The sequence below is a fragment of the Massilia varians genome, assembly GCF_027923905.1.
Taxonomy (GTDB): Bacteria; Pseudomonadota; Gammaproteobacteria; order Burkholderiales; family Burkholderiaceae_D; genus Telluria; species Telluria varians_B.
Genome location: NZ_AP026966.1, coordinates 584,333 through 595,718 on the forward strand (window position 1 = coordinate 584,333; position 11,386 = coordinate 595,718).

Annotated in this window: 11 protein-coding genes; 5 read left to right on the forward strand and 6 right to left on the reverse strand. The window is 57.6% G+C overall.

Going from position 1 to position 11,386, the window contains the following annotated elements; translation table 11 throughout:
- Positions 1–41: 41 nt before the first annotated feature.
- The 3 genes from MasN3_RS02710 to MasN3_RS02720 form a co-directional block, all read right to left on the reverse strand.
- Complete coding sequence (locus MasN3_RS02710) at positions 42–845, reverse strand: IS5 family transposase (protein WP_281912091.1); 804 nt, start codon at positions 843–845, stop codon at positions 42–44.
- Positions 846–1,405: 560 nt separating this feature from the next.
- Positions 1,406–1,966, reverse strand: a complete 561-nt coding sequence (locus MasN3_RS02715) for a hypothetical protein (protein WP_281912094.1) — start codon at positions 1,964–1,966, stop codon at positions 1,406–1,408.
- Positions 1,967–2,350: 384 nt separating this feature from the next.
- A complete protein-coding gene (locus tag MasN3_RS02720) occupies positions 2,351–3,286 on the reverse strand; it encodes a hypothetical protein (protein ID WP_281912097.1) in 936 nt (311 codons plus the stop codon).
- 463 nt (positions 3,287–3,749) lie between these two features.
- Between MasN3_RS02720 and MasN3_RS02725 the strand changes: the two genes are divergently transcribed.
- The 3 genes from MasN3_RS02725 (at position 3,750) to MasN3_RS02735 (ending at position 6,659) form a co-directional block, all read left to right on the forward strand.
- Positions 3,750–3,980, forward strand: a complete 231-nt coding sequence (locus MasN3_RS02725; protein ID WP_281912100.1) for a helix-turn-helix domain-containing protein — start codon at positions 3,750–3,752, stop codon at positions 3,978–3,980.
- 351 nt (positions 3,981–4,331) lie between these two features.
- Positions 4,332–5,198, forward strand: a complete 867-nt coding sequence (ttcA, locus tag MasN3_RS02730; protein ID WP_281914616.1) for a tRNA 2-thiocytidine(32) synthetase TtcA — start codon at positions 4,332–4,334, stop codon at positions 5,196–5,198.
- 471 nt (positions 5,199–5,669) lie between these two features.
- The gene (locus MasN3_RS02735) at positions 5,670–6,659 is read left to right on the forward strand and encodes a zinc-dependent alcohol dehydrogenase family protein (RefSeq protein WP_281912103.1); all 990 of its coding nucleotides are present in this window, start codon (positions 5,670–5,672) and stop codon (positions 6,657–6,659) included.
- Between the two features lie 91 nt (positions 6,660–6,750).
- Here the strand turns inward: MasN3_RS02735 and MasN3_RS02740 are convergent, their stop codons facing one another.
- Both MasN3_RS02740 and MasN3_RS02745 read right to left on the reverse strand, forming a co-directional pair.
- A complete protein-coding gene (locus tag MasN3_RS02740) occupies positions 6,751–7,662 on the reverse strand; it encodes a LysR family transcriptional regulator (RefSeq protein WP_281912106.1) in 912 nt (303 codons plus the stop codon).
- 62 nt (positions 7,663–7,724) lie between these two features.
- A complete protein-coding gene (locus MasN3_RS02745) occupies positions 7,725–8,135 on the reverse strand; it encodes a winged helix-turn-helix transcriptional regulator (RefSeq protein ID WP_281912108.1) in 411 nt (136 codons plus the stop codon).
- A gap of 121 nt (positions 8,136–8,256) precedes the next feature.
- Here MasN3_RS02745 and MasN3_RS02750 point away from each other — a divergent pair, with 121 nt between their 5' ends.
- Together MasN3_RS02750 and MasN3_RS02755 are read left to right on the forward strand one after the other, a co-directional pair.
- A complete protein-coding gene (locus tag MasN3_RS02750) occupies positions 8,257–9,258 on the forward strand; it encodes a zinc-dependent alcohol dehydrogenase family protein (protein ID WP_281912110.1) in 1,002 nt (333 codons plus the stop codon).
- A 3-nt stretch (positions 9,259–9,261) separates the two neighbouring features.
- The gene (locus MasN3_RS02755) at positions 9,262–10,257 is read left to right on the forward strand and encodes a zinc-dependent alcohol dehydrogenase family protein (protein WP_281912113.1); all 996 of its coding nucleotides are present in this window, start codon (positions 9,262–9,264) and stop codon (positions 10,255–10,257) included.
- Between the two features lie 92 nt (positions 10,258–10,349).
- Here MasN3_RS02755 and MasN3_RS02760 read toward each other — a convergent pair whose 3' ends face one another.
- Positions 10,350–11,357 carry an LLM class oxidoreductase gene (locus MasN3_RS02760; RefSeq protein ID WP_281912115.1) on the reverse strand — a complete coding sequence of 336 codons (1,008 nt, stop codon included), beginning with the start codon at positions 11,355–11,357 and terminating at the stop codon, positions 10,350–10,352.
- Positions 11,358–11,386: the final 29 nt, after the last annotated feature.

An 11,386-nucleotide genomic window follows, 5' to 3' on the forward strand; every position in this document is an offset into this window, starting at 1 on the left:
CTGCGGTAACTACTGATGAGCCTTGTCAGGACTTAGAACGCCTAACAAAACCGCTCGACGTACCGCCAGCAGATGAGCGAGCAGGCAAGCGAAAGGAACGCCTGGTGCACGTCTGCTCGCCGCTCATGTCGGATGCGCAATCTACGGAAGCGGTGTAGCCAACCCAAGGTGCGTTCGACGACCCAACGCCACCGGCCAAGCCTTTCGCGTGACTCTACGCCGTAACGCGCGATCCGAGCTGCAATGCCCCGACTGCGCAGCCAGGCCCGATGGGCTCTTGAAGCGTACGCTCGATCGGCATGCAGCTTACCAGGACGTTTACGCGCACGGCCTGCCAGCCCCTTAACTGCGGGGATTGACTCTACCAGCGGGATGAGGAAACGCGAGTCGTGTACCTGCGCGCCTGAGATCTGAGCTACTAACGGAAGCCCACGCTCATCCACCAGCAGATGATGTTTGCTTCCGAGTTTGCCGCGATCGGTTGGGTTTCGGCCCGTGTGCTCGCCTCCGGCAGGTGCCGGTACGCTTGCAGCATCAACGCAAGCTCGATCCCACATGATCTGGTCATGCTCTCGGAGCCTTCGCAAAATCGCCTCGTGTATACGCTGCCAAACGCCAGCAAGCATCCATTCGTGCAGGCGACGCCAGCATGTCATGCCGCTGCCGCAGCCGAGTTCGCGCGGCAGGTACTCCCACGGTATTCCAGTCTTGAGGACAAACAGGATCCCGGTCAGGGCCGCGCGATCATCGATACGCGGGCGTCCGCCTTTCGGCGATCGGTGATGGGCCGGAAGATGAGCTGCTATAAGCGACCACAGGTCTTCAGGAAGTAGTGCTCGGGCCATGGCATCAGTCCGTCTACGAACACGGACACTATGTTAGTGCCCGGACTGAGCCTGCGTAGGTCTGCTTCCGACCCAAAGCAGTCATTGAAACACGACGTTATCGCGAGCCTGCACGTCGTTTTTGCTTAACAGCTTTCCATATCTGCCATACATTTCTGATCATGGGCGCTGCATACGCGACAACGAAAACGATTGGCACGGATGAGAGAAAAATTGCAAGGTCGGTGCGTGCTGGACTCCTGTTAAAAAAGTAGATCAGCCCTCCGGTTGCAACCCCGAAAACAAATCCAGATCCTACGAACTTGAGCACAGCGATGATCGATTCGCGCATAGCTCTTTCTAATGAGTCTGTCATGCTGCTTTCTTGAAGCTTAGGGATTATTGTCGGTTTGTGGGGGGATTACCGAAGGACCGCTTGTGGCCGAAAGCGGACGGTCGGTATGGCTCAGTGTACGAGCATGTTGCCGTCAGAGCAAGTAACAGGTTTTGTTAGGCGTTCTAAGGCCTTCTAAGCGCAAATTTGCGAGCATCTGGAAACATGTTGCGCGCGATCTTGATTGTCATGGGACATAGGCGATAGCAGTGAATGGGGAGTTGCAGCGCATGGCCACGCCTCGATCGTCCTCTTGTAGCATTATTGCCCGGCCGAATTCCTCGGGCTGGGCAAGGCACTCACGCCACTTCCACGCGTAGTTTGCGCATAGGTTCCTTTTCTCCCACAGCTCGATCTGCTTCAAGGCCTCCCGCTTAATCCAGGTGCCGGGCTGGCCTGATTGATACAGCAGATCGGCCACAGCGCAATGAAACGCGAGCTGCCGGCGCTCCTGCTCTTTTTTCTCTGCCAAGACCTTGCGACGGTGTTCGAGCTTCTGCTCGCGCGTCAGGTTGTCTCGGTTGTTCCATTCCTCGGCGGATGGTAGTACGCGCTCCAACCCGGCCAAGTCTGCGGCGCGGTTCGCCTCAAGCAGATCGTGTAAGGCCTGCAGCTGGCAGCGCGCCGGCGCGTAGGCCGGACGAAGCCCGGCCGCATCTGATTCGGCCACGGCTTGATTCACACCCTTGCTGATCCCTGCCATGAGCTCGGCGCTGAAGATAATGCTCTGCAAATCTTTCGTCGCCATCACGATTTCCCTTTCCGTATCACTACTCTTTTGTCATGCCATGGTACGTCTCGAGCCAACGTCAACTCAAGAAATATTGTTTCGACGCCGCCGGAGGCGGCCTGTATGCTCAAGTCGACAGAGACTGTGGCGGTGCTGCTCAAGGCTGTGGCTGATTCCAGAGACATCTTTGAACGCGGAAGCGTCGTATCGGACAAGATCAGCGATGCGGCTGCAAATCTGCTGCACTCCTCGCACGTCTCGCGCGGCAATAGCGCAAGGTCTCGATCGTTAGTGTGACAAGCGGCCGGTAGACCGTGTCGCAGGATGGACTGAGCGATCGATAACCTCGGGGGAGTACTTCGGTTGTTTCTTCATAGCTCAAGTTTTTTAAAAATAGAGCATCTACAAAAACCGGGGAAATTCACTATGAAAGAAATCGCTTATATTTCTTGCCGTCACGGTTTCGAAAGCGAAGTTACCTTTTCCTAGAACTTTGTCGAAAAGGATTCCTGTGATGATGGGTTCTTTATCCGCGCGCAGTCGGTTCCAAGGTCGGATAGGGGAATTATTGGCTAGCCGACGGTCGATGTCGCGACGGAGATTGCCGGCAACCATATTGTAGACATGAGGGCGTAAATATCTACCTTCTTGAATCAGGGCGGCGGTCTCCCGCATCGTGTACCAGAGAACATTCCAGACCTGAGCGAGTGATACCCGCTCCAGGCAATATCGGATCGATTCAGCAACCTTTGGGGAGAAAATAGCCTCCTTGGAAAAACGGTAGCGCTCGCATAGTTCGCCAAAATAGCGTTCGCATTCTGCCTCGGCAACCATGGACCAAAGCTCAGCAACCGACACAAGATCACGCTGGTCAAGCACCATTTCCAGCGAACCCAGAATACTTTCGATGGGCGCCCCATCCTTGGGGAGGGCTAACGTCCAGTTGACCTCTTGAGGTGGAAAGTTAAATGTGCCTGATACATCGTCGACGATGATGTATGCCTTCGAGCTCCACGAGGGCGCCGGGGCAATAATCCCTTCCTTATATAGGTGCAGATAGATAGCTGTCGCCATCTCCTCTGTCGGAGCAAAGTTCCCTGCTTGTGTCCCTAAGGACATGATCTGCCGCCCTTGCCAACACTCTCCAGCGGCCCTAAGTAAAGAATAGAGAAGGAATGCCTCAGTGTATCCAAAAGCACTATAGTCAATTGGATCCAGAGGTGCACCAAGCGCTGTAAGCATATTTGCAACTTGAGCCTTCTTGCGCTCATCTTCTGCTACCGCTTCAGCTACGCGTTTATGTTCGGCCGCTTGTGTGCACTTCTGACAGCGGTGCACATGGCCTTTCCTGACGAATGACCTAGCCGCATCAACAAACTGCTGTCGCGAAGTAATCTCTGGCGCGGTCCCGCAATCGTGGCATCTGATCCCCTTAATGTATGATCGACATGAAGCACCGATCAGCGCGAGTAAGTCCCGCTGTGCCCATCCGCTTCGCTGTTGCAGGGCCGTTACTTTTTCACTCCAAGTTCCATTGTTCTCTAGGGACCAATATCGCAAGCAGAGATCGAGTGTTTGTTCGTTGTCGGTGAGGAAACAGAGGATAGGGGTAGGTTTACAGATCATTGCAATTGAACATCAAGCCTTGAGATGCATGATTCCGAGCCCCTAATGTAATAGGTGACGTAGGAACCAGCGGATGTGCTGTGGGAGGAGCAGTGGGGTAGGTCAAAATGCAGAGTATACTCCGAAGACTTAATCATACCGCAAGGACATGATTTCTCCTAAATAGGGAGGAATCTTGGATCCAGGGCTGGCCTTTGCGAAGGTCTTACGAAAAGTTCGAAAGCAGGCAGGGTTGACGCAAGAGCAACTAGCAAATAATGCAGGTGTTGACCGGACTTTTATCAGCCTTGTGGAACGAGGTATCAACCAGCCATCCGTGCGAGTCCTTTTCAGGCTTGCCGCAGCGCTCGGTGTCTCACCAACGGAGCTGATCAATATGACAGAACATCAGTCCAGCCAGGACTGACCAAGCGCTTGCTGCCTCCGAGCCGCCCCAAACGTGACTGCTTTGCTCAGATGGCGGGTTGTCTCAGCTTCCGCCGGCATTGAGGCTTCTGCAATGACGCCGGCGCAAATTTGCCGTCCACGACGGTGCCAGTACCATCGGCAAGGCGGTAGGGTTGACGAACGACCAATTCCGTTAGAAAGCCCCGCATGAGACAATATGTGCTTTGCCCCAGCGGGCACGTACAACTCATCCACGACCGGCAGAACTATTTGCCAAGGCACAGAGCAGGCAATGAACGTTATAGAACATAAATTCAACGAAGACGAGAGCAGTGGAGAAGTTGTGCCCGATGAGCTCTCGAGCAGCACTATGTCTAGAACATCCCGGCGCTTTGAGATGCTGGAAAAGACGATCCGAAGGTCCACAGGCAAAGCGATCATGGAGTTCAACATGATCGAAGAGGGGGACTTGGTCATGGTGTGTCTTTCCGGAGGCGCCGACAGCTACACGATGCTGGAAACCTTGCGTCACCTCCAGCGCATCGCCCCCGTAAATTTTGAGCTGATCGCAGTCAACTTGGACCAGAAGCAGCCAGGCTTCCCGGAACATGTTCTGCCAACATACCTTGATAGCATCGGTGTTCGCTATCAAATCGTTGAGCAAGACACTTACAGCATCGTCAAGGAAAAAATTGCGCCTGGGAAGACTACATGTTCGTTGTGCTCTCGGTTGCGCCGCGGCATCTTGTATCGCACCGCTAAAGAACTCGGAGCCACAAAAATCGCCCTTGGGCACCACCGCGACGATATCCTGCATACGTTCATGCTGAACATGTTTTACGGCGGATCGATCAAGAGCATGCCACCGAAACTTCTTGCGGATGACGGCGAGAACGTCGTTATTCGGCCTTTGGCATACTGCAGAGAGGGAGATATCAAGAAGTATGCGGCGGCAATGGGCTTCCCCATCATTCCATGCAACCTGTGTGGATCTCAACCTAACCTGCAGCGTCAGGCGATGCGCGAGATGCTGAACCAATGGGAAAAGACTAACCCACTCTGGATTCGGAGCATGGTGACGGCAATGCAGAATGTTGTTCCGTCACATATGATGGATCGCTCACTCTTCAACTTTAATTCATTCAAGGTCGAGACTGAGCGGAATATCGAAGGCGATACACTTTTTGACTCGCAGGATAAAGTCAACAACGAGCAAAACGTGGTCAAGTTCGTTTAAGAGTATCTAACAAAAATCGCTGGTGTACGGCCGGCAGATGAGTGCGCAGGCGAGCGGAAGATGACCTTGGAAAACATCCACTCGTCGCACGTGCCGGATCAGTGGTTTATGCTGCAATAGTACGCGCACGTAATCAAACACGATACGCTCGGCAGGTTCTCCTTGCAGGTTCTCAGAATATTTCACAATGTCTCAGAAAAATTCGCAGTGACTTCGCAGTAGTTTTCCCTAGTCCGCAGTGGTTTTGCTTCAGTCCGGCAAAGCCACTACAAAGCGCGATCATTGATGACGATAGTTATCAATTTTCGAAACAATCAGTTGCCACCAGCCGATCTTCTCGACGATCGGGCTCCTCCTTATAGTTTGCCTGTGTCCAGCTCACCTCGCCGTTCTTCAACGCCGACGTGAGCGGACCGGTCAATCACCCATTCAACGTCGCCTTGATGGCGCATCGAAAGCAGGAGAAGAGTTATGGCACGTCATGTTCGTTTTCACAAAACCGGTGGTCCTGAAGTTCTGCAAATCGACGAGGTTCCTACTCCGGAGCCGAAGGCTGGCGAAGTACGCATCAGCGTCCGCGCGTTGGGTCTGAACCGCGCCGAGAGCATGTACCGCACCGGTCGCTACGTGATCGAGCCTACCTTCCCGGCCACCATGGGATATGAGGCATCGGGTGTGATCGACGCCGTCGGCGCGGGAGTAGACGGTCTGGCGGTCGGCGATTCGGTCGCCGTCATCCCGGCCTTCATGTTCGACCAGTACGGCCTGTATGGCGATCTCGTGATCGCCCCGTCCCGCGCCGTGGTCAAGAATCCGGCTGGCGTGAGCTGGGAAGCCGCGGCAGCCACCTGGATGCCGTTCACGACAGCCTGGGGCGCCCTGATCGACCTGGCTGGCCTGGGCAAAGGCGAATTCGTAGTCCTGTCGGCAGCGTCGAGCAGTGTCGGCCTGGCCGCGATGCAGATCGCCGAGTCGGTCGGTGCTACCCCGATCGCCATTACCCGCAAAGGCGAAAAGGTCGACGAACTGAAGCAGGCAGGCTTTACCCACGTCCTGCAGACCGGCCTGGACGACATCACTGCAGAGATCATGCGCATCACCGGCGGCGCCGGCGCACGCGTGGTCTTCGATCCGGTCGGCGGCCCCGACTTCGAAAACATCGTCAAGGCGACGAGCAAGGATGCGATCGTGTTCATCTATGGTGCACTGAGCCACGACGTAACCCCGGTGCCGGTGCTGCACGTGCTCGGCAAGCACACGACGATTCGCGGCTACGAATTCATCGAAGTCACCACTGATGACGAGAAGCTCGCCCGCGCGAAGGCATTCATCACCGAAGGCCTGAGCGCTGGAAAGTTTAGCCCGCAGATCGCCAAAGTGTTCCCGTTCGAAGAGATCGTCGAAGCGACCCGCTTCCTCGAGTCCAACGCGCAGTTCGGCAAGATCGTGGTCAAGCTGTAAAAGCCACACTGGCGTAATTATGCGTCCGGAAGCCCCGCGTGCTGCGGGGCTTTTGTCGTACAGGATTCGACGCTACGTGCTTATTTCCCGATTACTCAAGCCAGGTGCGGTCGATGGCGAGAAAGTGCTGCTGAAGCCAGTCCGAGAATGCACGCAGCGGCGGGGGAACATGCGACCGGCTGGGATAAACCAGCGAGACGGGGCGCGGGGCGGGACGAAATTCCGTCAGGACCTCCACCAGCGTCCCATCGCGAAGGTACCGATCCACCAGAATTCCCGGTACTTGAATCAAACCGAAGCCTGAGCGGGCGCACTGGACATAGGCCGATGCATCGTTCACCAGCATCGAGCTGTCGGGCAGCAGCGAGCTGCTGATCCCATCCTGGAGGAAGTGCCATGGCAGCGTGCGTTTGCTGATCCCGGACAGGAAATTGACGCATGCATGTTGCGCGAGACAGTCCGGTTGATCGAGCGAGGCCGCTTTCTCGAGATAGGCCGGCGCTGCGCAGGTGATCATCACGAGCGCACCCAGGCGGCGGGCCACCAGGCTTGAACTCGGCAGTTCGCCGATGCGCAGCACGCAATCCACTCCTTCGGCGATGAGGTCGACCGAGCGATCGCTCACTCCCAACGTGATCGATAACTTGGGATATGCATTGCGGAACTGGCTGAGCGAAGCCATGAAGCCCTCTACGGCAAACGCCGAAGGAATATCGATCCGGAGCCGTCCGCTTACGGCGTCCCCCGGAGCCTGAAACATTGCCACGGCTTCCTCGACGCCGCCAAGAATCTCTTCAACCTTGGCCAGGAACGCCTTGCCCTCGGCAGTCAGGCTGACCTTGCGTGTCGTTCTCTGAAACAGTCGTACTTCCAGCGATGCTTCTAGCTGGTTGATGGCCAACGTGACTTGCGGCCGGCCGATCTGCAGGGACTCGGCGGCCTTGGTGAAGCTTTGCAGCTGTGCGACCTTTGAGAACAGACGCATTGATTGAAAGAGCTCCATCGGCACCTCTACTTAATTGCTTGCATTGCCAGAGCGATGCGGCCGACACAGAAAGCGCGGCATCAGTCTTCGTCCGGAGGCGATATCGCGTCTCCGGACGCGGCCCTGTTACGTTCAACCGCGTCCAGTAGCGCAGCGTTTGCTTCCGCCCAATCGTAAAGCGTCAGCAAGGGTTCGACGAATTTCTGTCCCAGCTCCGTCAGCGAATACTCGACCGCCGGCGGCACGACCTGGTGCACCTTGCGCGCGACGAGCTGGTCTCCCTCCAGTTCCCGCAGGGTCTGAGTGAGCATCTTTTTGGAGATCCCCGGCATGCTGCGCTGTAGCTGTCCAGTGCGCAGCGGGCCGAAACTGAGCACGTAGATCACCATTGACGTCCACTTCGGCGTGAGCAGCATGTGGATACGCCGCGGCAGACACGTTTCGCTGACGACAAGCGGGTCGAGCGGTCGGCGGACGGTAGGAGTGATCATGGTTACCTTTTGGTGCCTATGGTTCGGAAAAGTGCCTAATTTACTTGTGGAGCCTTATGGATCAATATTACTCCACAACTCGTTTTATTCCCAAGAACCGTTTGTTAAAGGAAGTCCAACAATGACCACCCAAACCATGCGCGCGCTCGTACTGAACGATTACGCCGACGGACAATTCAGCGACACGCAGGTACTACGCCCCGCTCCCGGCGCGGGCGAAGTCCTGGTGCAGATCTTCGCCAGCGGCGTCAATCCGATCGACTACAAGATCCGGACGGGTGCAGCCCCGTACGCAGAGCCGGAGCTGCCGGCCATCCTCGGCACCGACCTTGCCGGCGTCGTCGCCGAAGTCGGCGCCGGTGTCACCGACTTCAAGGTCGGTGACGAGGTATACGGCTTGACCGGCGGTGTACGCGGCATCCCGGGCACCCTCGCCGAGTTCGCGGCGGTGGACGCACGCCTGCTGGCGCCAAAGCCGAAGAACCTCAGCATGCGCGAGGCTGCAGCACTGCCTCTCGTGTTCCTGACAGCGTGGGAAGGCCTGGTCGATCGGGCGCACGTGCGCGCTGGCCAGCGTGTGCTGATCCAGGGAGGCGCCGGCGGCGTCGGCCACGTAGCGGTCCAGATCGCGCGCGCGTTTGACGCCGATGTCTACGCCACCGCCTCAAGCGGCAAGCACGACGTCATCCGGGGCTACGGCGCTACGCCCATCGACTACCGCACGGCCAAGGTGGCCGACTACGTCGCGCAGCATGCGGACGGTGTTGGCTTCGACGTCGTCTACGATACGGTTGGTGGACAGACGCTCGACGACTCGCTCGTCGCCGCCAAGCCCTACGGTCACGTGCTCAGCTGCTACGCGTTCGGCGAAACCAATCTCGCTCCAGGTTCGCTGCGCTGCGTGACGCTGTCGGGCATCTTCGTGCTGCTGCCGATGCTCAGTGGAGAAGGCCGTGCCCATCATGGCGAGATCTTGCGCGAAGCAACCCGTCTGGCTGAAGAAGGCAAGCTCAAGCCGCTGGTCGACGAAAAGCGCTACACGCTGTCGGATGCCCACGCCGCCCACGATGCACAAGAAGCGGGCAAGGCACTGGGTAAGATCGTCATCGACGTCGCATCCTGAATCATGGTCACGCTTTCGCAAGTTGTCCGGTTTCATGAGCTGGGCGGCCCGTCCGTTCTACTACTCGAGCAGCGCGCCGTCCCCGTCCAAGCAGAGGACGAAGTGCTCATCAAGGTTATGGCGATCGGACTGAACCGCGCTGACAAGATGTTCCGCACTGGGCAGTACCTGGAAAAGGCCCGGCTTCCCTCGATGCTTGGCTTTGAGGCGGTTGGTACTGTAGTGGCCTGCGGCGCGTCGGTCACGGGTTTTGCGGCTGGCGACATGGTGGGCGTCGTGCCAGGGTTCGAAGTGGGGAGATATGGAACGTACGCCGAGCACGCACTGATTCCCGCGTCGCACGTACTGCCCCAACCTGCAGGGCTGTCGCCCACGGAGGCGGCAGGCCTGTGGATGGCCTACCTGACTGCTTACGGCGGCCTGGTCGAGGCAGGTCGAACGGGAAGCGGCGACTGGGTTGCAATCACTGCTGCTTCAAGCAGCGTCGGCCTGGCGGCGATACAAATTGCTCGCCGGGTCGGGGCACGGCCGATCGCCATTACCTTGACGAGCGCAAAGCGCGAAGCCCTGCTGGCGGCGGGCGCCGAAGCGGTGATCAGTACGACAGAGGAATCCTTGGATGAGCGACTCCGCGCACTGGCACCGGATGGCCTCCAGTGCGTATTCGACGCCGTCGGTGGCCCGCAGGTCGCTGTTCTTGCGGATGCCATGGCGCGCCGCGGTACCATCGTCGTTCATGGGGCACTCAGCCCGGAGCCGACGCCGTTCCCATTGAAGCTGGCGTTAAAGCGCAGCCTGTCGCTACGCGGGTTCGTCTACACGGAAGTCACTGAGGATCCGGATGCTTTGCAGCGGGCCCGAGCCTTCATCAAGCTTGGCATCGAAACAGGATTTCTACGGCCTCACATCGACAAGGTGTTCCCGCTGCGCGACGTCGTCGCCGCGCATGAGTACCTCGAATCGAACCAGCAGTTCGGCAAGATCGTGATGACGGTGTGATGGAAATCGGGCGTATTGCCCGAATGTAGATCTGTATGAAAATCGCTCCACCGGGCAGTATCGGCCGGGTGGAGCGATGTTTATGCAGTTATTCAGTTCGAAGGAAATTCCGGCAGGACGTATTCCGACAGCTCCTGCAGCACTTCGCGCGCAGGCCGGCGCGAGACCTTCAGGTTCAGCGCAACGTGGTTCACGCCAAGAGCCTGCAGCCAGTACAGGTACTCGATCAAGCTGTTACGCCCGACGCGCAAGCCTGAATGGATGCGCTGCACCGGATGATCCGGATTCTCTGACAGGTCGAAGAACATCCCTTGTGCAAAGGGCTTGAACACATCGGATTGCGTTTCACGCTTGACTACGTCGCGCCAGGTCGACACCAGTGGCGCTAAGTGCTCCGGGTTGACGAAGTAGTACAGCCAGCCGTCTGCGTTCCGTGCGATCCACTCCAGGTCCTGGCGACTTCGTCCTGTAACGATAGTCGGGATTTTGCTATGGGCCGGTTTCGGCAGCAGGTCCAGCGAGCCGTCGAGAGAGCCGAATCGTTTAGACCGATGTACGGCGAACGTTTCCTCCAGGCTGGCCTTGAACATGCCGAGCGCTTCACGGAAACGCTCACCCCGCGACTCGAAATCGCTTTCGATACCAAAAGCAGGATACTCACTCGGCCGATCTCCCGACGAAATCCCTAATACCATGCGTCCGCCTGAGAGCTGGTCGACGGAAGCAGCCTGCTTTGCCAGCAGAAGCGGGTGCCGAAGCGTGACCACCGCGCTGCCGGTTGCCAAGGCCAGGCGCTGCGTGATCGCCGCCATGAAACCCAGATAAGTGAAGGGCTCATACAGTTGACCGGTGTCGCCAAACATAGGGTCGTACATCGGCACGTCACGCGCCCAGACGCCGGCAAAGCCTGCCTCGTCGGCGTAGCGGGCAACGGCGGCATGGTCGTGCATGGTAGGCGCTGGCGAGTTCGGGTAGCCCTCCAGTGGGAGGATGAAACCGATCGTCAGCCCGCCTGGCTTGAACATGCGCGAAAAGCCAGCATGGGTCGAGAGTTGAGGCGGTAGCAATTGTGTTTGTGCTGTTGGTGTGTCTGCTGCCATTGCTTGCTCCTTCTTCGCTGGTAGCTGCG

What these genes read in the sequence shown, in the direction of transcription:
- MasN3_RS02710 (WP_281912091.1), bottom strand. Translation starts at nt 845, where the DNA reads ATGGCCCGAGCACTACTTCCTGAAGACCTGTGGTCGCTTATAGCAGCT.
- MasN3_RS02715 (WP_281912094.1), bottom strand. Translation starts at nt 1,966, where the DNA reads ATGGCGACGAAAGATTTGCAGAGCATTATCTTCAGCGCCGAGCTCATG.
- ttcA (WP_281914616.1), top strand. Translation starts at nt 4,332, where the DNA reads ATGTCTAGAACATCCCGGCGCTTTGAGATGCTGGAAAAGACGATCCGA.
- MasN3_RS02735 (WP_281912103.1), top strand. Translation starts at nt 5,670, where the DNA reads ATGGCACGTCATGTTCGTTTTCACAAAACCGGTGGTCCTGAAGTTCTG.
- MasN3_RS02740 (WP_281912106.1), bottom strand. Translation starts at nt 7,662, where the DNA reads ATGGAGCTCTTTCAATCAATGCGTCTGTTCTCAAAGGTCGCACAGCTG.
- MasN3_RS02745 (WP_281912108.1), bottom strand. Translation starts at nt 8,135, where the DNA reads ATGATCACTCCTACCGTCCGCCGACCGCTCGACCCGCTTGTCGTCAGC.
- MasN3_RS02750 (WP_281912110.1), top strand. Translation starts at nt 8,257, where the DNA reads ATGACCACCCAAACCATGCGCGCGCTCGTACTGAACGATTACGCCGAC.
- MasN3_RS02755 (WP_281912113.1), top strand. Translation starts at nt 9,262, where the DNA reads ATGGTCACGCTTTCGCAAGTTGTCCGGTTTCATGAGCTGGGCGGCCCG.
- MasN3_RS02760 (WP_281912115.1), bottom strand. Translation starts at nt 11,357, where the DNA reads ATGGCAGCAGACACACCAACAGCACAAACACAATTGCTACCGCCTCAA.